This window comes from Thiohalobacter thiocyanaticus (assembly GCF_003932505.1).
In the GTDB taxonomy this organism is placed as follows: Bacteria; Pseudomonadota; Gammaproteobacteria; order Thiohalobacterales; family Thiohalobacteraceae; genus Thiohalobacter; species Thiohalobacter thiocyanaticus.
Window position 1 is genome coordinate 27,197 of the sequence record NZ_QZMU01000001.1, and the last position, 19,919, is coordinate 47,115.

General features: G+C 62.0%; 20 protein-coding genes and 1 pseudogene. 7 read left to right on the forward strand and 14 right to left on the reverse strand.

The window, feature by feature from the left end; translation table 11 throughout:
* The first annotated feature begins 68 nt into the window (after nt 1-68).
* Genes D6C00_RS00155 through lpdA form a run of 3 tightly spaced genes read left to right on the forward strand, consistent with a single transcriptional unit; the run spans nt 69 to nt 5,650 of the window.
* Nucleotides 69-2,891 (forward strand): 2-oxoglutarate dehydrogenase E1 component, encoded by a 2,823-nt coding sequence (locus D6C00_RS00155; RefSeq protein ID WP_125179763.1) that lies wholly within the window; start codon nt 69-71, stop codon nt 2,889-2,891.
* Nucleotides 2,892-2,926: 35 nt separating this feature from the next.
* On the forward strand, nt 2,927-4,198 hold the full coding sequence (gene odhB, locus D6C00_RS00160) for a 2-oxoglutarate dehydrogenase complex dihydrolipoyllysine-residue succinyltransferase (RefSeq protein ID WP_125179764.1): 1,272 nt from the start codon (nt 2,927-2,929) through the stop codon (nt 4,196-4,198).
* Between the two features lie 12 nt (nt 4,199-4,210).
* Complete coding sequence (lpdA, locus tag D6C00_RS00165) at nt 4,211-5,650, forward strand: dihydrolipoyl dehydrogenase (RefSeq protein ID WP_125179765.1); 1,440 nt, start codon at nt 4,211-4,213, stop codon at nt 5,648-5,650.
* Between the two features lie 161 nt (nt 5,651-5,811).
* Here lpdA and D6C00_RS00170 read toward each other — a convergent pair whose 3' ends face one another.
* Nucleotides 5,812-7,065, reverse strand: coding sequence for an MgtC/SapB family protein (locus tag D6C00_RS00170; RefSeq protein ID WP_125179766.1), 1,254 nt, complete (start codon nt 7,063-7,065; stop codon nt 5,812-5,814).
* Nucleotides 7,066-7,190: 125 nt separating this feature from the next.
* Here D6C00_RS00170 and D6C00_RS00175 point away from each other — a divergent pair, with 125 nt between their 5' ends.
* Both D6C00_RS00175 and sat read left to right on the forward strand, forming a co-directional pair.
* Nucleotides 7,191-8,048, forward strand: a complete 858-nt coding sequence (locus D6C00_RS00175; protein WP_241546753.1) for a class I SAM-dependent methyltransferase — start codon at nt 7,191-7,193, stop codon at nt 8,046-8,048.
* Nucleotides 8,049-8,263: 215 nt separating this feature from the next.
* Nucleotides 8,264-9,454 carry a sulfate adenylyltransferase gene (gene sat, locus D6C00_RS00180; RefSeq protein WP_125179767.1) on the forward strand — a complete coding sequence of 397 codons (1,191 nt, stop codon included), beginning with the start codon at nt 8,264-8,266 and terminating at the stop codon, nt 9,452-9,454.
* 191 nt (nt 9,455-9,645) lie between these two features.
* Here sat and D6C00_RS15345 read toward each other — a convergent pair whose 3' ends face one another.
* From D6C00_RS15345 to D6C00_RS00215, 8 genes and pseudogenes are all read right to left on the reverse strand, one after another.
* Nucleotides 9,646-10,059, reverse strand: coding sequence for a PP2C family protein-serine/threonine phosphatase (locus tag D6C00_RS15345; protein ID WP_241546754.1), 414 nt, complete (start codon nt 10,057-10,059; stop codon nt 9,646-9,648).
* Between the two features lie 40 nt (nt 10,060-10,099).
* Nucleotides 10,100-10,528: pseudogene (locus D6C00_RS16650) on the reverse strand (PP2C family protein-serine/threonine phosphatase); the annotation flags it as partial.
* A gap of 14 nt (nt 10,529-10,542) precedes the next feature.
* Entirely contained in the window at nt 10,543-11,274 is a 732-nt protein-coding gene (locus tag D6C00_RS00190) for a protein kinase domain-containing protein (protein ID WP_125179769.1), read from the reverse strand.
* Nucleotides 11,275-11,282: 8 nt separating this feature from the next.
* Nucleotides 11,283-12,359, reverse strand: a complete 1,077-nt coding sequence (locus D6C00_RS00195) for a succinylglutamate desuccinylase/aspartoacylase family protein (protein ID WP_125179770.1) — start codon at nt 12,357-12,359, stop codon at nt 11,283-11,285.
* A gap of 17 nt (nt 12,360-12,376) precedes the next feature.
* Nucleotides 12,377-13,282: a 30S ribosomal protein S6--L-glutamate ligase gene (gene rimK, locus D6C00_RS00200; protein ID WP_125179771.1), complete on the reverse strand. Its 906-nt coding sequence runs from the start codon at nt 13,280-13,282 to the stop codon at nt 12,377-12,379.
* Nucleotides 13,279-13,758 (reverse strand): ATP-dependent zinc protease family protein, encoded by a 480-nt coding sequence (locus tag D6C00_RS00205; RefSeq protein ID WP_125179772.1) that lies wholly within the window; start codon nt 13,756-13,758, stop codon nt 13,279-13,281. Before D6C00_RS00205 ends, rimK begins: the two co-directional genes overlap by 4 nt.
* A gap of 127 nt (nt 13,759-13,885) precedes the next feature.
* Nucleotides 13,886-14,467, reverse strand: coding sequence for a YceI family protein (locus tag D6C00_RS00210; RefSeq protein ID WP_125179773.1), 582 nt, complete (start codon nt 14,465-14,467; stop codon nt 13,886-13,888).
* A gap of 38 nt (nt 14,468-14,505) precedes the next feature.
* Nucleotides 14,506-15,057, reverse strand: a complete 552-nt coding sequence (locus tag D6C00_RS00215; protein ID WP_125179774.1) for a cytochrome b — start codon at nt 15,055-15,057, stop codon at nt 14,506-14,508.
* A 183-nt stretch (nt 15,058-15,240) separates the two neighbouring features.
* On the opposite strand from D6C00_RS00215, the gene D6C00_RS00220 reads away from it, so the two are divergent.
* Both D6C00_RS00220 and D6C00_RS00225 read left to right on the forward strand, forming a co-directional pair.
* Nucleotides 15,241-15,990: an SDR family NAD(P)-dependent oxidoreductase gene (locus D6C00_RS00220; protein ID WP_125179775.1), complete on the forward strand. Its 750-nt coding sequence runs from the start codon at nt 15,241-15,243 to the stop codon at nt 15,988-15,990.
* Nucleotides 15,991-16,047: 57 nt separating this feature from the next.
* Nucleotides 16,048-16,584, forward strand: a complete 537-nt coding sequence (locus D6C00_RS00225) for a macro domain-containing protein (protein WP_125179776.1) — start codon at nt 16,048-16,050, stop codon at nt 16,582-16,584.
* 28 nt (nt 16,585-16,612) lie between these two features.
* On the opposite strand, the gene D6C00_RS00230 is transcribed toward D6C00_RS00225, so the two are convergent.
* From D6C00_RS00230 to nhaD, 5 genes are all read right to left on the reverse strand, one after another.
* Nucleotides 16,613-16,759 carry a lmo0937 family membrane protein gene (locus tag D6C00_RS00230; RefSeq protein ID WP_125179777.1) on the reverse strand — a complete coding sequence of 49 codons (147 nt, stop codon included), beginning with the start codon at nt 16,757-16,759 and terminating at the stop codon, nt 16,613-16,615.
* Between the two features lie 90 nt (nt 16,760-16,849).
* Nucleotides 16,850-17,410 carry a lipid-binding SYLF domain-containing protein gene (locus D6C00_RS00235; protein WP_125179778.1) on the reverse strand — a complete coding sequence of 187 codons (561 nt, stop codon included), beginning with the start codon at nt 17,408-17,410 and terminating at the stop codon, nt 16,850-16,852.
* Between the two features lie 76 nt (nt 17,411-17,486).
* A complete protein-coding gene (locus D6C00_RS00240) occupies nt 17,487-17,633 on the reverse strand; it encodes a lmo0937 family membrane protein (protein ID WP_125179779.1) in 147 nt (48 codons plus the stop codon).
* 64 nt (nt 17,634-17,697) lie between these two features.
* Nucleotides 17,698-17,913, reverse strand: coding sequence for a glycine zipper 2TM domain-containing protein (locus D6C00_RS00245; protein ID WP_125182297.1), 216 nt, complete (start codon nt 17,911-17,913; stop codon nt 17,698-17,700).
* A gap of 586 nt (nt 17,914-18,499) precedes the next feature.
* Nucleotides 18,500-19,915, reverse strand: coding sequence for a sodium:proton antiporter NhaD (nhaD, locus tag D6C00_RS00250; RefSeq protein ID WP_177433188.1), 1,416 nt, complete (start codon nt 19,913-19,915; stop codon nt 18,500-18,502).
* Nucleotides 19,916-19,919 lie beyond the last annotated feature (4 nt).

Here is a 19,919-nt window from a genome sequence, read left to right on the forward strand (position 1 = left end):
AATTGCCTCCTGTTTGGAAACCACGGTCAGACCCGCACTCCATGGAAGACAGAGTCAAATTGAAAAGCATGCAGCAACTGTGGGCTGATTCCCAGCTCACCGGTCACAATGCCGCCTACCTCGACGAACTCTACGACCGCTATCTCGAGGATCCGGCACAGGTCGAGGAGCACTGGCGTACCTTCTTCGATATGCTGCCGACGGTTGATCCGGCGCGGCGCGAGGACTCGCATACCGCGATACGAGAACAGTTCCGGACGCTGACCCGACGACCGGCTGGCCGCAGCGGACCGGCGCCAACGGCGACCGCTTCGCACGAAGAGAAACAGATCCGGGTGCTGCAGCTGATCAACGCCTACCGTTTCCGGGCCCACCAGATCGCGGATATCGATCCGCTGGGACTGCGCGAACGTCCCGATATCCCGGAGCTCAAACCGGCCCATCATGGCCTGACCGATGCCGATCTGGATCTGGTCTTCGATACCGGTTCGCTGGCGGGGGTGGAGCGGACCAGCCTGAGCGAGATTCTGGATCTGCTCGACTGCACCTATGCCGGGCATATCGGCGTCGAGTACATGCACATCACCGAGACCGGCGAGAAGCGCTGGCTGCAGCAGCGGCTGGAATCCTGCGCCGGCCCGCCGCGCTTTGCCGAGGAAACCCGCCTGCGGATTCTCGACCGGCTGACCGCCGCCGAGGGGCTGGAACGCTACCTGCACAACCGTTATGTCGGGCAGAAACGCTTCTCCCTGGAAGGCGGCGACAGCCTGATCCCCATCCTCGACGAGCTTATCCAGCGCGGCGGGGTGCATGGCGTGAAGGAACTGGTCATCGGCATGGCCCACCGCGGCCGGCTGAACGTGCTGGTCAATATCATGGGCAAGACGCCGGCGGAGCTGTTCCAGGAATTCGAGGGCAAGGCGGGGCGTGAGAGCAGCGGTTCCGGGGACGTGAAGTACCATCTGGGCTTCTCCTCGGACATTCAGACCCAGGGCGGACCGGTCCATATCAACCTGGCGTTCAACCCCTCGCACCTGGAGATCGCCGACCCGGTGGTCGAGGGCTCGGTGCGCGCGCGCCAGGACCGGCGCAATGACACCGAGGGCGCCAGTGTGGTGCCGGTGCTGATCCACGGCGATGCCGCCTTCGCCGGCCAGGGCGTGGTGATGGAAACCTTCAACATGTCCCAGTCGCGCGGCTATTCCACCAAGGGCACGGTGCATCTGGTGATCAACAACCAGATCGGTTTCACCACCTCGTACCAGCGCGACGCCCGCTCCACCCAGTACTGCACTGACATCGCCAAGATGGTCAATGCCCCCATCCTGCACGTCAATGGCGATGACCCCGAAGCCGTGTTGTTCGTCACCCAGATCGCGCTGGACTACCGCATGACCTATCATAAGGACGTGGTCATCGATCTGGTCTGCTACCGCCGTCATGGCCACAGCGAGGCCGACGAACCCACCGCCACCCAGCCGCTGATGTACCATTCGATCAAACAGAAACCCTCGGCACGCAGTCTCTATGCGCAGCTGCTGGTTGAGGCAGGACTGATCGATGCGCAGACGCCCGAGCGTCTGCTGGAGGAATACCGCGATGCCCTGGATGCCGGACGCAGCGTGGTGAAGGAGCTGATTCCCGCCGAGCAGTCACCGTATCCGCATGCCGTCGACTGGAAACCCTATATCGGCCGGTCCTGCACCGCGGACGTCCATACCGCTATCGACGCTGCCCGTCTCAAGCGTCTTTGGCAGGGACTTTCCAGCCTGCCGGAAGGCTTCGAGATCCATCCCAATGTGGGCAAGATCATGGAGAACCGGCGCAAGATGACCGCCGGTGCGCTGGCCATCGACTGGGGCTATGCCGAGACCATGGCCTATGCCTCGCTGGTCACCGAGGGCTATCCGGTGCGGCTGTCGGGCCAGGACAGCGGCCGCGGCACCTTCTTTCATCGCCACGCCGTACTCAGCAACCAGGTCGACGGCACGCCCTATGTGCCGCTGCGTAACATCGCACCCGACCAGGCCAACTTCCTGGTCATCAATTCGCTGCTGTCCGAAGAGGCCGTACTGGCCTTCGAATACGGCTATGCCACCACCGACCCGGGCACCCTGGTGATCTGGGAGGCGCAGTTCGGTGATTTCGCCAATAATGCCCAGGTGGTGATCGACCAGTTCATCAGCGCCGGCGAGCAGAAATGGAACCGCCTGTGCGGCCTGGTGATGTTCCTGCCCCACGGTTACGAGGGACAGGGGCCGGAGCATTCCTCGGCGCGGCTGGAGCGCTACCTGCAGCTGTGCGCCGAGCAGAACATGCAAGTCTGCGTGCCGACCACGCCGGCGCAGATCTTTCACCTGCTACGCCAGCAGATGCTCAACACCTGCCGCAAGCCGCTGGTGGTGATGACGCCGAAAAGCCTGCTGCGTCACCGGCTGGCGGTCAGCCGGCTGGAGGATCTGACCGCAGGCAACTTCCACGCCGTCATCCCGGAAGTCGACGAACTCGATCCCGGGGCCGTCAACCGGGTGATTCTGTGCAGCGGCAAGGTCTACTATGAGCTGCTGGAAAAGCGCCGGGAGGTGGGCCTGGACGATGTCGCCATCATCCGGCTCGAGCGCCTGTATCCCTTCCCGGAGACCATCCTGCGACAGACCCTGGAACAGTATCCCAACGTGGAGACCTATATCTGGTGTCAGGAAGAGCCCAGGAACCAGGGTGCCTGGTACTCAACCCAGCATCACCTGTACGCCGCGCTGCCCTGTGACTCTCCGCTGGAGTACGTCGGCCGGCCCTTTTCCGCCGCCCCCGCGGTCGGCTACAACTGGCTGCATGTGCAGCAGCAGCATCGGCTGGTGGCCGAGGCGCTGGGGCTGGAAGCGTCGGGTTGAAGCCATTGAACAACCAATAACAGGAACACGCCCCTATGTCAGTCGAAATCAAAGTCCCCACATTCCCCGAATCGGTCGCCGACGGCACCATCCTGCGCTGGAACAAGCAGCCCGGTGAGACAGTCGCGCGTGACGAGACCCTGGTGGAGATCGAGACCGACAAGGTGGTCTTCGAGGTGCCGGCGCCGGCCGCCGGCGTCCTGGAGGGGATCGAGCAGGGCGATGGCGAGGTGGTCACTTCCGGTCAGGTGATCGGCCGGCTCAATGACGGCGCGACCGCCGGGGCTTCCACCGAATCCGCCCCGTCTGCAACCGCCGCGGGCGCGAATGAGGCGCAGGGCGGGACGGAACCGCCCGTCTCGCCCTCGGCCCGGCGACTGCTGGAAGCGGAAGGGCTGGAAGTTTCGCAGGTGAGCGGTTCTGGCAAGGGCGGACGCATCCTCAAGGAGGACGTGGAGCGTCATCTGGCGCAGAAGCAGGGCGGGGCAACGGCCGCTGTTGCCGAACTGGCTCCCGACGTCCCGGCGGCGGCGCCACGCGCGGCGGAACAGCCTTCCCGGACGCCACAGGCTCCCACACAGACCCCCGCGCCCACCGCACCCGGCGAACGGGAGGAGAAACGCGTTCCCATGACGCGCCTGCGCGCCCGGGTGGCCGAGCGCCTGCTGGCGGCACAGCATGATGCCGCCATCCTGACGACCTTCAACGAGGTGAACATGCAGCCGGTGATGCAGCTGCGCCAGCGTTATCGCGAGGCCTTCGAGAAGCGCCATGGCGTCAAGCTCGGCTTCATGTCCTTCTTCGTCAAGGCCGCAGTCGAGGCGCTGCGCCGCTTCCCCGAGGTCAATGCCTCCATCGACGGCAACGACATCGTCTACCACGGCTATTTCGACATCGGTATTGCCGTCAGCTCACCGCGCGGCCTGGTGGTACCCATTCTGCGCGATGCCGACAACCTTGATCTGGCCGGAATCGAGAACCGCATCCTGGATTTTGCCCGGCGGGCGAAGGAGGGGCGTCTGGAGCTGGACGAGATCACCGGCGGCACCTTCACCATCACCAATGGCGGTGTATTCGGCTCCATGCTGTCCACACCCATCATCAATCCGCCCCAGAGCGGCATCCTCGGCATGCACAAGATCCAGGAACGTCCTGTGGCAGAGAATGGCGAGATTGTCATCCGGCCGATGATGTACCTGGCGCTGAGCTATGATCATCGTCTGGTCGACGGCCGGGAAGCAGTGCAGTTCCTGGTCACCATCAAGGACATGATCGAAGACCCGGCGCGCCTGCTGCTGGACGTCTGACGAGGGGGAGCGATGACGGATAAATACGATGTGGTGGTGATCGGCGGGGGACCTGCCGGCTACGTGGCGGCGATCCGCTGCTCCCAGCTGGGGCTCGCCACGGCCTGCGTGGATGAGTGGATCAATCCGCAGGGCAGACCGGCGCTGGGCGGCACCTGTCTCAACGTCGGCTGTATTCCGTCCAAGGCGCTGCTGGAATCCTCCGAGCTCTACGCCAGGGCGCAGCACGAGCTGGCCACGCACGGCGTGCAGTGCAAGGGTGTGGAACTGGATCTGGCCGCCATGATGGCGCGCAAGGACAAGGTGGTCAGCGAGCTTACCCAGGGCATCGAACAGCTGTTCAAGTCCAACGGCATCACCTGGGTGAGCGGCCGCGGCCGACTGCTGTCGGGCACACGGGTCGAGGTCACTCCGGCCAAGGGCAATGCGCGGGAACTCGAGGCCGGGCATGTCATCCTGGCCCCCGGCTCCTCACCGGTGGAGATCGATCACATCCCGCTGACCGACGACCTGATCGTCGATTCCACCGGCGCGCTGGAATTCGACAGCGTCCCCGGGCGCCTCGGGGTGATCGGCGCCGGCGTGATCGGGCTGGAGTTGGGCAGTGTGTGGCAGCGCCTGGGCAGCAAGGTGATTCTGCTCGAGGCCCAGGAACAGTTCCTGGCCATGACTGATGACCAGCTCGGCAAGGAGGCCTTGCGCCAGTTCCGTAAGCAGGGTCTGGATATCCGCCTGGGCGCACGTGTCACCGAGTGCGAGATCAAGCGCAACAAGGTACATATCGAATACGAGGATGCGAAGGGCAGGGAACAGGAGCAGGTCGACCGGCTGATCGTGGCGGTCGGCCGCCGTCCGAACACCCGTGGACTGGCCAGCGACGAAAGCCAGCTGCTGCTGGATGAATGGGGCTTCATACATGTGGATGAGCAGTGTCGCACCAACCTGCCCACGGTCTATGCCATCGGCGATGCCGTGCGTGGCCCGATGCTGGCGCACAAGGGTTCGGAGGAGGGCGTGATGGTCGCCGAGCTGATCGCCGGGCATCATGCCTCCATGAACTACGACGCCGTGCCCTCGGTGATCTATACCCAGCCGGAGATCGCCTGGGTGGGTAAGACCGAACAGCTGCTCAAGACCGAAGGTATCGAATATCGCACGGGCATGTTTCCCTTCACCGCCAGCGGGCGGGCACGTGCCGCCGGCCAGACCGAGGGTTTCATCAAGCTGCTGGCCGATGCCGACACCGACCGGCTGCTGGGCGCGCATATTATCGGACCGCACGCCTCGGAGCTGGTCGCTCAGGCCGTGCTGGCCCTGGAGATGCAGGCCAGCGCCGAAGACGTCATGCTGACCGTCTTCGCCCATCCCACCCTGTCGGAATCCTTCCACGAGGCCGCCCTGGCCGTGCACGATCGTGCCATCCATGTCGCCCGGCCGCGGCGGCGGAAATAGCCATCACAGACGAATGACACTTACTTAGCCGTCATTGCGAGCGTAGCGCGGCAATCTCATGCCGCGGAATCAACCGGTTGGAGATTGCCGCGTCACTCCGTTCCTCGCAATGACGGGCGTTACCTGGTTTAAGTAAGTGCCATTCCCAGCACCGACTGGTATCACAGCAGCAGGATAACCAGCCCCCCGGCCAGCCCTACCGCCAGCATCGGCGGCAGTACATAGCGGGCCAGGGCGGCACCGCCGATGACCGCGGCCAGCAGTCCCTTGAACAGCGTATTGATGATCGCCGCCAGGGTCAGGGCGCCCCGGGCTGCGTCCAGGTTGTTCTCGATCCCCGGCATGCGGGCAATGGAGAGAGTGATGGCATCCACATCGGCCACGCCGCTGACGGCAGCGGCCAGATACAGACCCTGTTGACCGAACCAGGCATGCAGCGCAGCGGTGGCCAGCATCACCAACGCCAGCAGCAGGCCGAACTTGAGCGCCGGGAGCAGCTGGAAGGGATTGCTCAGCGGCGCTTCCACCGTCTTGTCCGATTTCCTCACCGCCAGCCGCCACAGCCAGACGACGCCGATGAGTGCCACGACCAGCATACCCAGCAGCGGTGCCAGCATGGGTAGCACCAGGGACCGGTTGAGGATGGCGATTTCCAGCAGCATGCGCGGAAACATGGTGGCCGAGGCGATCAGGATGCCCGCGGCCAGCACCGCCGATTGCATGCCCTGGCCGGCCAGCCGGGAGAAGTGCAGGGTGGTGGCTGTCGACGAGGTGATACCGCCGAAGAAGCCGGTCAGCAGGGTGCCCTTGCCGGCGCCGAACAGTCGCATGGCGATGTAGCCGAAAAAGGAGATCCCGGCGATCAGTACCACCAACCACCAGAGTTCGTAGGGGTTGAGCGCCGACCAGGGGCCGTAACCCTGATTCGGCAGCACCGGCAGCAGCACGACCGAGATCAGCAGCAGTTTGAGTGTCGCCAGGAGTTCACGTTCCTCGATCCGGCGGATCCAGCCGTGCAGTAGCGGCTTGATGCTGAGCAGAAAGGCCGTCACCACGGCTGCGCTGGCCGCTTCGGTCTGATGGCCGCGCACGGCCAGGGCTCCGATGACGAAGGTGAGCAGGGCAGCGATCAGGGTGGTGATGCCATAGTCCTTCTCGGACCGTACCTGGCGGCCGTGACTGATGATGACCAGCCCGGCAAAGGCGGCAAAGGCGAAACCCAGCAGTATTTCGCCGAGTTCGGCTGCCAGCACTGCCCACAGCGCCCCCAGCAGCCCGATCAGCCCGAAGGTGCGGATGCCGGCCAGGCGTGTGCCTTCCTCGGCGCCGCGCCGTTCCCAGCCACGTTCGGCACCGATCAGCAGGCCCAGGGCCAGCGCCAGGAGCAGGTTCAGCAAAGTGTTCGTCTCGGCCATCGGACATTGCTCGAGGTTGCCTGCGGCAATTGTCGCATTACCCGGGTCGGGATTCACTGCCCGGGACCATGACAGGCACTACAAAAACTTTACCTTGGCACGGGGCTGTGGCATAAAGCACGGCCATGAAGGCATCCAAATCCAGCAAGAAACACAAGAAGGGCAAGGGCGGCAGGTCCAACAAGCCCAGCCTGGCCAGCCAGGCCGACCGTCACATCCTGTACCAGGAATCCGTCCAGGATACCGAGTTCGAGTACGAGTTCATCAGTAGCACATTCGAGCGTCTGCGCGGGCGACAGCCCCGGCTGCTGCGTGAGGATTTCTGCGGCACGGCGCAGATGTGCTGCGAATGGGTCCGCCGCGATCCCCACAACCGGGCCTTCGGCGTTGACCTGGACACCGAGGTCCTGACCTGGGCGCGCGAGCACAATCTGTCACAGCTGAATCCGGAGCAGTGCGAACGGGTACAGCTGATAGAGGCCGACGTACTGGAGGTCAGGACCGATCAGGCACCGGATCTGATCATTGCGATGAATTTCAGTTACCAGGGCTTCAAGACCCGGGAGGCACTGCGCGGTTATTTCGAGCGGGTGCGCGAGGCCATGACCGATGACGGTGTCCTGATCATGGATGCCTTTGGCGGCTACGAGGCCTTCCAGGAACTGGAGGAAGAGACCGAGCACGACGATTTCACCTATGTCTGGGATCAGGATTTCTACGATCCCATCACCGGGGCGATGACCTGCCACATCCATTTCAGCTTTCCCGATGGTTCCCGGATGGACAGGGCCTTTACCTACCACTGGCGTCTGTGGACCCTGCCGGAGCTGCAGGAGCTGTTGACGGAGGCCGGCTTCAAGCGCGTGACCGTGTACTGGGAAGGCACCGATGAAGAGACCAACGAGGGTGACGGCAACTTCCAGCCCGCCACCCAGGGCGAGGCCGATCCCGGCTGGATCGCCTTTCTCTCGGCGGAAAAATAATTCACGAACCGACCGCCACCATTCAAAGCATTTATGCTGACAGAAAAAATTTAATGGCATAAACCGGGGGAATTTCCCGCCCGTCCGCCTGCAGCCGGAACCATCCATGGTATGATTGCAGGAATGAATAAAACCCCCGCGGGGAAGATATAAGCATCTGATTTCAAATTGATTACCCGTGCATGCGGGAACAGAAAGCCCCAGGAGAGACGACAATGATCAAGCCGATAGGATCCGACACCCTCAAGCCGCTGTTCGTCTACGATTCGGACAAGCACGACGCCCTGATGCACGAGGCGGAAAGCCTGCCGTCCATCGTGATCAGTTCGGCGGCAGCCGGCAACGCAGTGATGATGGGTGGCGGCTATTTCACCCCGCTGACGGGCTTCATGAACGTCGCCGACGCGGTTGGCTGCGCCGAGTCCATGAAGACCACTTCGGGTCAGTTCTTTCCGGTGCCCATCCTCAACCTGGTCGAGGACGTCTCCGCCATCAAGGATGCCAAACGCATTGCGTTGCGTGACCCCAACGTCGAGGGCCAGCCGATCATTGCCGTGCAGGATGTGGAGGCCATCGAGGAAGTCAGTGACGAACAGATGAAGCTGATGACCGAGAAGGTCTACCGCACCACCGACACGGAGCATCCCGGTGTCGCCGCCTTCAACTCCCAGGGCCGCTATGCCATCTCAGGTCCGATCCAGGTGCTGAACTTCAGCTACTTCCAGATGGACTTCCCGGATACCTTCCGCACCGCGGTCGAGATCCGCAACGAGATCCAGGAACGCGGCTGGAAGAAGATCGTCGCCTTCCAGACCCGTAACCCCATGCATCGCGCCCACGAGGAACTGTGCCGCATGGCCATGGAGCGGCTGGGCTGCGATGGTCTGGTGATCCACATGCTGCTGGGCAAGCTCAAGCCCGGTGACATCCCGGCACCGGTGCGCGATGCCGCCATCCGCAAGATGGTGGAGCTGTACTTCCCGCCCAACAGCGCCATGATCACCGGCTACGGCTTCGACATGCTCTATGCCGGTCCGCGCGAGGCCGTGCTGCACGCCTATTTCCGCCAGAACATGGGTGCGACCCACTTCATCATCGGCCGCGACCACGCCGGTGTGGGCGACTACTACGGTCCCTTCGATGCCCAGACCATCTTCGACGAAGAAGTACCGGAAGGCGCGCTGGACATCGAGATCTTCAAGGCCGACCACACCGCCTACTCGAAGAAGCTCAACAAGGTGGTGATGATGTGCGAGGCGCCGGATCACTCCAAGGAGGACTTCGTCCTGCTCTCCGGCACCAAGGTGCGCGAGATGCTGGGCAATGGCGAAGCGCCGCCCAAGGAGTTCTCCCGCCCCGAGGTGGCCAAGATCCTGATGGACTACTATCAGAGCCAGAACGCCTGAGGGTTGTCTGCCCTGAAACATGAAAGCCGCCCCCGGGCGGCTTTTTATTTGTGTGCATTACAAGGGAGGGGGACGGAAACAGGGCTTTGTAATATTGGCCGCAACACTGAAAGTTGCGTCATTCCCGCGTAGGCGGGAATCCATAACCCGCCGCGGTCTCTGGATCCCCGCCTACGCGGGGATGACACGGTTTAACCAAGGTCTTTGCTTTGTGTGTTCTTCGCCTTCGCACCTTTGCGTTGAGGTGTTGCTGGTGGCTTCCGCCGGACCAGCATGAAGCTCAGATCGTCTGCCTTGCTGGGCTGACGGCGCTTTTCGGTGAGCATGCGCTCGCGCACGTCGGCGGCGAGCCGCTGCGCGGCCCGGCGCAGGGGGCCCTTGCGGATGCGCTCGATGATCTCCTCCTTGTAGAGGTTGTCATACAGGCCATCGCTGCCGATCACGATGGTGTCGTGACGCGCCATGTCGACGAAGGAGCCGATCTCCACCCGCAGATCCTCGTGGCCGAGGATGTTGGTCACCAGGTGGCGGTCTTCGTGATGCAGGGCGGCATCCTCTTCCAGCAGGCCGGCCTCGACGGCATAGCCGGTGGGGGAGTGGGGCACGGTCTGGTATTTGATGCGGCCGCGCAGGCCCGACGTGCATGATCATGGTGTCGCCGGCGTGATAGGGGCGGATGCGGCCGTCGGCGTACTCGATCACGGTCAGGGTGGTGCTGGCCCCGACGCCGAGTTCCATGATGCGGGCGTTGGCCAGTTCGTAGGCGTTGAGCACGCAGGTGCGAATGTCCTGCTCCGGTGCCTTGTTGCGTAGCACCTGCTCGAGGGCGGCAACGGCAAGCCGGGAGGCATCACCGCCCTGACGGGATCCACCCGCGCCGTCGGCGATCGCCAGAATGCACTCCTTTCCATCCAGCGGAATGATGGCCAGGCAGTCCTCGTTCGGCGTCTCCTTTTCCGGTGATACCGCGCTGTAGGCGATGACTTCCAGCGAATTCGCAGTGATGTGAAAGAAACGTTCCTCGTTCTGTTGTTCAATCAGCAGTGGCTGATGCAGGTCGATCCTTTTTTTCATCTTGTTGGTTTTGGTTACCAGGACAGGTTTTCCAGATATTCTCGCAATTGTCCCGCAGTTTTGAATTTTTTCAATATCAAAGTGCGTTTCAGGCCGTTGATGACTGATTTGACCGGTTGTGGCTGGCGGGCATAGTGACGCTGCCCACCCAGTACATCATAAAGTATACGGACCAGATCGAACACATCCTGGCGGATATTCTGCGCCGTGGGCGCTCCCCAGTGATACATGTCCACCAGCTTGACCTCGAAGGCAAGGCCCGCGCGCTGCACGATGACATTATCGGTATGCAGGTCGCCGTGGTACTCGCCCATGTGGTGGATGCTCTCGATTCCCTGGGCCAGGGTGTAGAGCAGATGCAGTCCCTGGAAATAGTCCAGCTTCTGCCCCGGCTGTTCCTCAATGAAGTTGGACAGCAGGTCGCCTTCCACATAATCCGAGACGATGAATTTGACCGGCTGGCGCTGGACGGTGACCGTGTCCTGAGTGTGGTACTGGATCAGGATCGGGCAGTTGCGCAGCTTGTGCAGCTTCTTGGCATAGAAAAGCAGACTGCGATTGTTCGGATTGCGCTGCGGGTAGAAGAACTTGGCCGCGCGCTCGATGCCGGTGTCCTTTTCCTCGACCAGATAGACCTCGCCCTCCCAGCCGGAACCGAGCGCGGCGATCACCTCGTACTTGCCGGCCAGTACGCGGCCCGGCTTGAAGTTGAAGCTCCTGATCGCTTTCTGCCTGCGTGCGGCCATTGCGTCGTTCACTCGTTCGGCGAGGGTTCGGGGTCGTCGTTGAAGGTCGCCGTACCGGGATGGGATTCCTCCATCTGGTAGGTGGCCTGGAAGGCCTCGACCTGGGCGGCGACGTCCTCGACCGTCTCGAAGCGGGCGATGTGGAACAGCGCCTCGCCCTCGTAGGCCATGGGCAGGTGAGTGCGGCCGATGACGATACCGGCATAGGTGGATCTAATCTCGCGCTCCTGGCTGCCGAAGGGATCCGAGACGATGCCCAGTACGTCGCCCTTGCGCACCCGGGCACCCAGGCCGATCAGTGGACGCAATATGCCGCTTCCGGGGGCGCGTACCCAGGCGCTGGATTCGGCGATCACCGGCTCGGCGTGGGGACGCTTTTTCTTCCGGCTCGACGGCGGCAGCATCCCGAGAAAGCGCATGACATTGATCACACCGCGCATGCCGGCGCGGATGGAGACCTCGTCGAAACGCAATGCTTCACCGGCCTCATAGAGCAGGGTGGGTATTTTCGCCTCGGTGGCGGCCTGGCGCAGTGAGCCGTCGCGGATGTCGGCGTTGAGTACGACCGGTGTGCCGAAGGCCTTGGCCATGGCCTCGGTGTCGGGCAGGTGCATGTTGGCGCGGATGTGGGGCAGGTTGAAACGGTGCCGCGCACCCGTATGCAGGTCGATGCCGTGGGTGGAATTGCCGACGATCTCTTCCATGAAGGTATGCGCCAGGCGCGCGGCCAGCGAACCCTTGTCCGAACCGGGAAACACCCGGTTGAGATCGCGCTGGTCGGGCAGTTCGCGCGAATGGGCAAGAAAACCCTGCACATTGACGATGGGCACGGCGATCAGGGTGCCGCGCAGGCGCCTCAGCGCGGCCGAGCGCAGGACCCGGCGGATGATCTCCACCCCGTTGAGTTCATCGCCGTGAATGGCGGCACTGACGAACAGGTGCGGGCCGCCCCTGTTACCGCGCACTATCTGCACCGGCATGGTGATCGGGGTGTGAGTGTAGAGCCGGGTGATGGGCAACTCCAGCGTGGTACGGGTGCCGGGCGCGATGTTCTGGCCGTTGATATAGAGTGGCTCTGCCTGCATCTGAGCTTACCTGGCCTCTACCCTTTGCCCTTGGTGCCGGTCTTGCCGAATTTTCCGTTCTTTTCGATGAACTGAATGATCATGCCCGCGATGTCCTTGCCGGTCGCACTCTCGATGCCTTCCAGGCCGGGTGAGGAGTTGACCTCCATGACCACCGGGCCGTGGTTGGAGCGCAGGATGTCCACACCGGCCACGTTCAGGCCCATGATCTTGGCCGCCCGTACCGCGGTGGAGCGTTCCTCGGGGGTGATTTTGATCAGGGTGGCCGAGCCGCCGCGGTGCAGATTGGAGCGGAACTCGCCTTCCTTTGCCTGACGCTTCATGGACGCTACCACCTTGTCACCGATGACAAAGCAGCGGATATCGGAGCCCCTGGCCTCGCGGATGTATTCCTGCACCATGATGTTGGTGCGCAGGCCCATGAAGGCCTCGATGACGCTCTCCGCCGCCTGGCGGGTCTCGGCCAGCACAACGCCGATGCCCTGGGTGCCTTCCAGCAGCTTGATCACCAGCGGCGCACCGCCGACCATCTTGATCAGGTCCTCGACATCATCGGGCGAGTGAGCGAAACCGGTGATGGGCAGGCCGATGCCGCGGCGCGACAGCAGCTGCAGTGAACGCAGCTTGTCGCGGGCACGGGTGATGGCCACGGATTCGTTGACCGGGAAGGTCCCCATCATCTCGAACTGGCGCAGCACGGCAGTGCCGTAGAAGGTGATGGAGGCGCCGATGCGTGGAATGACGGCATCGAAACCGCTGAGATTCTCACCCTTGTAGTGTACCTCCGGCTTGTGCGAGGCGATGTTCATGTAGCAGCGCAGGGTGTCGATCACCCGCACCTCATGGCCGCGCTCCTTCGCGGCCTCGACCAGGCGCCGGGTGGAATAGAGCGAGACGCGGCGGGAGAGAATGGCGATGTTCATTCGATGTCCTGTGCGTGATGGTGTTGTGTTCTTCCGGCAGACGGTTTTTCCCCCGCCAGATAGGAGGCCTCGGGATCGACCAGGAGGCGTCCGGCCATGGCGGTGCGGCCCAGCAGCATGCGAAAGCGCATGTTATCACGGTTGGTCAAGGTCACTTCAATCGGCCAGCTCAGTACTCCCAGGCGCAGCTCGGTGCGGATCACGTAGCGCTTTTCCCGATGACCACCCGAGTCGCTGACCCAGCGTTCGTCCACGACGTCGGCCACGCTGAAATGCTCGATGTCGCTGCGCCGCTGGTGCGGGTGCAGGCCGATGCGGACCTTGCGCACGCCGCCCTCGTCGAAGGGTTCGATCAGGAAGGTGTGCAGGGCCGAGGTACGCGCGCCGGTGTCGATCTTGGCCTTGAGGTGTTCCACGCCAAGCCCCGGCAGGGCCACCCATTCGCGCCAGCCGACTGTGGTTTTCGGGTCATTCATCCGGGCATTATGCCTGATTCGCTACACAAAAAAATCGGGCCGGTAACCGCCGGCCCGATACTGGATCCCCTCTCCCCCAGGGGGAGTCCCCAATGGGAATAAAAGGGCCAGGGTGAGGGGGAGCGGGTTACTCCTGGCGAATCCCTTCCACCGACAGGAACAACTCAACCTCGCGCGAGGCCGGCCCCAGGTCATAGTCGATGTTGAAATCGGCCAGTTTCAGGGTGGTGGTGCCGGTGAAGCCGCGGCGGTAACCGCCCCACGGGTCCGGGCCGTGGCCCATGTGCTCCACCTTGATGGTGACGGGGCGGGTTACGCCGTGCAGGGTCAACTCGCCTTCCAGCATGGCCGTGCCATCGCTGTTTTCGGTGAAGCCGGTGCTGACGAAGCGTGCCTCGGGATACTTGTCCACCTCCAGGAAGTCCTCGCCGCGCAGATGCTTGTCACGCTCAGCATGGTTGGAGTCGATGCTGGCGGTCTTGATCACCACCTCGGCACTGGCGTCCTCCGGGTTGTCCTCGTCATAGCTGAAGTTGCCCTCGAACTCGTTGAAGCGACCGAGCAGCATGCTGTAGCCCAGGTGCGGGATGCGGAACTGGATGAAGGCGTGGGAATCCTTGGTGTCGATCACATAGTCCGCCGCCGCGGCCAGGCCGGGCAGGCTCAACACACCGGCGAGGAGGGCGGCTGTCAGGGGTTTGGTATGCATGGTATGTCTCCTTTTGTTGATGAAGGAATTTCCGTACTTCATTCCGCCCGGACCCGCAGCATGCGCCGCAGGGTCCGGTCGCGGTCGATGAAATGGTGCTTGAGCGCGGCCAGGGCGTGCAGCCCGGCCAGGCCGATCAGGATGAAGGCCAGGATCTCATGGATCTCGCCGGCAATGTCCTCCTGATTCTCGTAACCGCTGATCGTGGCCGGTACGCTGAACCAGTTGAAGACCTCGATGGGTCGGCCCTCGGCGGTGGAGATCAGATAACCGCTGAGCATGACCAGCAGGGGCAGGGCATAGAGCAACCCGTGCATTGCATGTCCCAGCCGCTTCTCCCAGGGTTTGTGATTGGGCAGCGGTGCAGGGCGCGGGTTGATCCAGCGCCAGGCCAGACGCAGTGCCACCACCAGAAACAGCAGGATCCCGATGGACTTGTGGATCGCCGGCGCCTCCCGGTACCAGGGATCGTAATAGGTCAGTTCCGTCATCCACAGTCCCAGCGCAAACAGGCCGATGATCGTGGCCGCTGCCAGCCAGTGCAGCAGGATGCTGATCCAGCCATAGGCTGTCGAGGTGTTGCGCAGCATGTCGCTATCTCCCGGATTCAATGATCAGCAGTATAACTTTTGTTAAATCATGAATTAATCATCTTTTTATGAAAAAATTGTTCTCATTAATGTAACAATCATCCCTTGCGGAGCGGGGCTTCAGACAGCGAAAATCGAGCTGTTTACCGGCTGAACAACGTCTAAGGGTCGGAGGATGAAAACTTGAAGCTATTTATCACCGGCAACAGCAGCGGTCTCGGCCGCGGTTTCAGTGAGGCGGCCCTGGGCCGGGGCTGGGAGGTCTACGGTTGCAGCCGACGCGGCTGCGGCCTGGACGGCGTTCACGATGTCCAGTGTGATCTCGGGGATTTCGGGAATGTTCCGGTGGCTCTCGATCAGTTGCTCACGGGTGTCGAACGCCTGGACCTGGTCATCCTCAACGCCGGTATCCTCGGCGAGATCAGGCCCATGCACGATACCTCCCTTGAGGAATTGCGCCGCAGCATGGACATCAACGTCTGGGCCAACAAGGTGATCCTGGACTGGCTGCTGGACGCGGGTATTGCGATCGACCAGATCGTGGGCATTTCCTCGGGCGCGGCCGTCCTGGGCAACAAGGGCTGGAACGGCTATGCGATCTCCAAGGCCGCGCTGAACATGGTGCTGCGGCTGTATTCCCATGAGTTTCCGAATACCCATATCTCGGCCATCGCGCCGGGCCTGATCGACACCGCCATGATGGACTATCTCTGTGTCGAACCCGACCCGGAGGAATTTCCCGCCCTGGGCCGCATCCGCGAAGCACGCGGTACGCAAACCATGCCCGGGCCCCGCGAGGCCGCCGAGCGGGTGCTGGGCGTGGTTGGAAAGCTCAGGGAATTCGACAGCGGCAGCTTCGTCGACATCCGCCAGCTCATCGCGCCGGAGGAATACGCAGCACTCATGCGAGCACCTGCTTCCTCCCTCCCTTGATGGGGATACCCATAGGGCATGAAAGGACAGAGGAGGGGGTGGCAAAAGGAGACCAGCATGACCCAACGCACCATCAACGGCGTCAGCATCGAGTGTATTCAGGGCGACATCGCCAACCAGCCGGACATGGACGCCATCGTCAATGCCGCCAACGCCGAGCTGCACCCCGGCGGAGGCGTGGCCGGCGCCATCCACCACGCCGCCGGGCCGGGGCTGGACGAAGAGTGCCGACCGCTGGCGCCCATCCGGCCGGGCCAGGCCGTGATCACCGGCGCTCACAATCTGCCCAACCGGCATGTCATCCACTGCCTGGGGCCGGTCTACGGTGTGGATGAGCCCTCCGATAAACTGCTGGCCGACTGCTACCGCAACGCCTTGCGGCTTGCCGAGCAGAACGGGCTCGGGGCAATCGCCTTTCCAGCCATATCCACCGGTGCGTTCGGTTTCCCGCTGGAGTCGGCGACCCGGATTGCGATGGCGACCTTCGTTGCCGAAATCCCCCGACTGGAATCAGTCAAGCGGATCCGCTGCGTACTGTTCCAGTCTCCAGACCTGAAAATCTATGACCGGCTGCTGGGGGAGGTGGCCCGATAATCCCTGAAGCCTCGCTGCTCGGGTGCCTTCATACCCGGTCACCCCTGAAGACACGAAACAGCAGCACCAGGACCGCAAACAGCAGGAGAATATGAATAAGCCCGCCCATGGTATTGGCTGTAAAGAACGCCAGCACCCACAGGGCCAATAGAACAATCGCAATGGTTACCAGCATTACATGGCTTCCTGGCCTGCCAGACGGGTTGAACAGTACAAGGGATGGGGGCAGCGCCGCCCTGATAGGGGACGCTGTCATCGGCCTCGCTTAACGCTCAATGCGAGATATCTTGGTACCCTCGATGGCCACTCCAGCCATCAATCCCTGCTGACTGAAGATGAAGGCATAGGCATCATCCTTCAACGAGCTGGTCGAAAGGTTCTTCGCAACCCCTTCGTCAACCACAACGACGGTTGGCCCCACTCCCAGCTCCCAGCCTTTTGTTTCTTCGACATAGCGCACGGCATCATCCGTCATGAGAAATACGGCATATGCGTAGGATTGGGCTCCGATCTGCAGACCCCAGGTCCCGGTGACGGAATTATAGTAGTCTACGATCTCGCCACCTTTCATCATAACGCCTTCGCCATAGCTGCCGCCGAACACGAGACCCGCCTTCACGATATTCGGGAACACAAGCACGGCTTTGGCCTTTTTCGAGAGTGTCTCAGCGACATCGCTGGTCTGGTAGAGCGTTTTCAGCGCCTGTTCGGAATCCTTGTGCAGATCCTCGGCGGTTGCCGCAGCCGCCTGGCTCGCAAAACCCGCCGAAGCGACTACGGCCAGTGCGAACAGAACAGAGGTTATATTGCTGCGTACAGGAAACATTTCGTACTCCTAAATTATCCATGAATCGTGTGACTGAATCGGTTCGGTAATGATCCTGAGGATGCATTTCGAATCGCTATAGACGTCTTCCTTGAATGACGCGCACCAAAAGCACCACTACCGCGATCACCAACAGAATGTGAATCAACCCCCCCATGGTGTAGGAGGTAACCAGGCCAAGCAGCCAGAGAACGACAAGTATGATTACAATAGTCTCAAGCACACCATCTCTCCTTTATGGCTCGAATACGAGCTTCGTACTCATTTCCCTTTTCACGCAAACACCTTCAATCATCGATTTCATGGCCGATAACGCCGCCAACCGCGGCACCGCCGACGGTCCCGACAGCACTGCCGCCGGTAATTACGGCGCCACCCACGGCACCGACCCCTGCACCAATGGCTGTGTTCTTATCCCTGTCCGACATGCCGGCACACCCACTCAGGACAAGCAGAAGTGTTGCCGCAGTCGCGCCGTACGTAAACCGATATCCTGTTATCATGTTATTTAGTCCCATAACTCGTATTTGTCCAGTTCTGCGTACCTGGTCTTGAACCTGCCAGATCCGGCCTTTGCCTCGCCGGGACATCAGTCCTGGGTCGATGGTCCAAGAGTATGGGAAGGTGCTCATCAGCGTCTGTCTGCTGGCGCACATATGCATCCTGGCCAGCCGGCAATGGTTGTACAGATTCCCGACCGGGAAAAATCCAAGGAGATGCGCTCCTGCTCAAGGTGGGCACGCAAACCCCCATCGATACTGACGCGGATTTTCGTCCAGGAGATTCCTCAGACGAGGTCCCCGTAACAAGGGATGGACTAGTTATTTCTGACACGCTTGAGCAGAGTATCGTCCTATCGACCCCTCGATAGGGGGCCTGGTGCCAGAGACCGGTATTCTTTATCTCAGGCATTTCCATGATTTAACATAATATACATTATGCGAAGTAATGGAAGGGGTGAGGCCATCCGGGATCCGAGCAAACACGATCTCAAGTTCGAGGAGCTGGCCGCCCTGCGCCTGTATGTGGTCCGATGCTGAGGCCGTGCCGGGTGGCATCGTCCTATGGCTACGTGTGGGCCTGCTGCTATCAGTAATAGCCGGCGTTGATCCAGCTGTGCGTGGCGACGCTGGCAGCGTACCCGAGGGCGATTGCCGGGGTCCATCTGAGGTGGCTGAAGAAGGTGTAATAGCCACGCGCCTGTCCCATCAGCGCAACGCCGGCTGCGGAGCCCACTGAAAGCAGGCTGCCGCCGACGCCGGCCGTCAATGTCACCAGCAGCCACTGGCCGGTCGGCATGTCGGGCTGCATGGTCAGCACTGCCAGCATGACCGGGATGTTGTCCACGACCGCCGACAGCAGGCCCACGGCGATATTGGCCTCGGTGGCACCCCACTGCAGGTACATGACCTCCGAGGCCAGCGCGAGATAGCCGAGGAATCCCAGGCCGCCCACACACAGCACAACGCCATAGAAGAACAGCAACGTATCCCATTCGGCCCGGGCGACCTTCTCGAACACATCGAACGCCACCACCTCTCCCATCTGGCCTTCATGATCCTCATTGTCGACCCTGCCTGGGTAGTCCCGGTGTGCGGTCTTCTGGAGATAGAAGCCCATGAACTGCAGATAGGCCAGGCCCGTCAGCATGCCGATCACGGGCGGAATATCAAGCAGGTTGTGAAAGCTTACGGCTGTCACGATGGTCAGCAGGAACAGGACGATGATGCGCCTGGCCCCGCGTTTCATGGTGGCGCCGTCATCGACGATACGGGGTGGGTCATTCGGTACCGCAAAGTGCATCAGGCTGGCCGGGACGATGAAGTTTACCAGCGCCGGCACGAACAGGGCGAAGAAGGTATTGAATTCGACAATGCCCTTCTGCCAGACCATCAGGGTGGTGATATCGCCAAAGGGACTGAAGGCGCCGCCGGCATTCGCGGCCACCACGATGTTGATACAGGCAAGCGAGATGAAGCGCGGGTTGTCGCCGCCGACTGCCATCACCACGGCGCACATCAGCAGCGCCGTGGTCAGATTGTCCGCCAGCGGCGATATCAGGAAGGCCAGCCAGCCGGTGAGCCAGAACAGTTTGCGCAGGCCAAGGCCTCTGCCGAGCAGCCAGGAACGCAGTGCATCGAACACCTGCCGTTCCTGCATGGCGTTGACGTAGGTCATCGCCACCAGCAGGAACAGCATCAGTTCGGCATACTCGAGCAGATTGTGCCGAACCGCCTGCTCGACCTGATGCGTCATGCCGTCCGCGGCATAGATCCAGGCGATCATCGCCCAGATCACGCCGGCGGCCAGGATCACCGGCTTGGACTTGCGCAGACCGGTAAACTCTTCCGCCATCACCAGCAGGTAGGCGAGCACAAAGATGGCGATGGCGGCATAGCCGATGGGATGGGTGGTGAGATCAGGCACGGCCGAACCCGTGGCCGCCAGTACCGGTGCCGGGGACATGATTGCCGCGCCGGTGAACACGAAGGCTATCGGCTTCATACGG

Bases quoted from the DNA above. Each gene is read 5' to 3' on its own strand.
- nhaD (WP_177433188.1), bottom strand. From the start codon at position 19,915: ATGAAGCCGATAGCCTTCGTGTTCACCGGCGCGGCAATCATGTCCCCG.
- D6C00_RS00190 (WP_125179769.1), bottom strand. From the start codon at position 11,274: ATGGCCGCACGCAGGCAGAAAGCGATCAGGAGCTTCAACTTCAAGCCG.
- D6C00_RS00225 (WP_125179776.1), top strand. From the start codon at position 16,048: ATGACCCAACGCACCATCAACGGCGTCAGCATCGAGTGTATTCAGGGC.
- D6C00_RS00155 (WP_125179763.1), top strand. From the start codon at position 69: ATGCAGCAACTGTGGGCTGATTCCCAGCTCACCGGTCACAATGCCGCC.
- lpdA (WP_125179765.1), top strand. From the start codon at position 4,211: ATGACGGATAAATACGATGTGGTGGTGATCGGCGGGGGACCTGCCGGC.
- sat (WP_125179767.1), top strand. From the start codon at position 8,264: ATGATCAAGCCGATAGGATCCGACACCCTCAAGCCGCTGTTCGTCTAC.
- rimK (WP_125179771.1), bottom strand. From the start codon at position 13,282: ATGAACATCGCCATTCTCTCCCGCCGCGTCTCGCTCTATTCCACCCGG.
- D6C00_RS00245 (WP_125182297.1), bottom strand. From the start codon at position 17,913: ATGATAACAGGATATCGGTTTACGTACGGCGCGACTGCGGCAACACTT.
- D6C00_RS00170 (WP_125179766.1), bottom strand. From the start codon at position 7,065: ATGGCCGAGACGAACACTTTGCTGAACCTGCTCCTGGCGCTGGCCCTG.
- odhB (WP_125179764.1), top strand. From the start codon at position 2,927: ATGTCAGTCGAAATCAAAGTCCCCACATTCCCCGAATCGGTCGCCGAC.
- D6C00_RS00210 (WP_125179773.1), bottom strand. From the start codon at position 14,467: ATGCATACCAAACCCCTGACAGCCGCCCTCCTCGCCGGTGTGTTGAGC.
- D6C00_RS00205 (WP_125179772.1), bottom strand. From the start codon at position 13,758: ATGAATGACCCGAAAACCACAGTCGGCTGGCGCGAATGGGTGGCCCTG.
- D6C00_RS00215 (WP_125179774.1), bottom strand. From the start codon at position 15,057: ATGCTGCGCAACACCTCGACAGCCTATGGCTGGATCAGCATCCTGCTG.
- D6C00_RS00175 (WP_241546753.1), top strand. From the start codon at position 7,191: ATGAAGGCATCCAAATCCAGCAAGAAACACAAGAAGGGCAAGGGCGGC.
- D6C00_RS00230 (WP_125179777.1), bottom strand. From the start codon at position 16,759: ATGCTGGTAACCATTGCGATTGTTCTATTGGCCCTGTGGGTGCTGGCG.
- D6C00_RS00195 (WP_125179770.1), bottom strand. From the start codon at position 12,359: ATGCAGGCAGAGCCACTCTATATCAACGGCCAGAACATCGCGCCCGGC.
- D6C00_RS00235 (WP_125179778.1), bottom strand. From the start codon at position 17,410: ATGTTTCCTGTACGCAGCAATATAACCTCTGTTCTGTTCGCACTGGCC.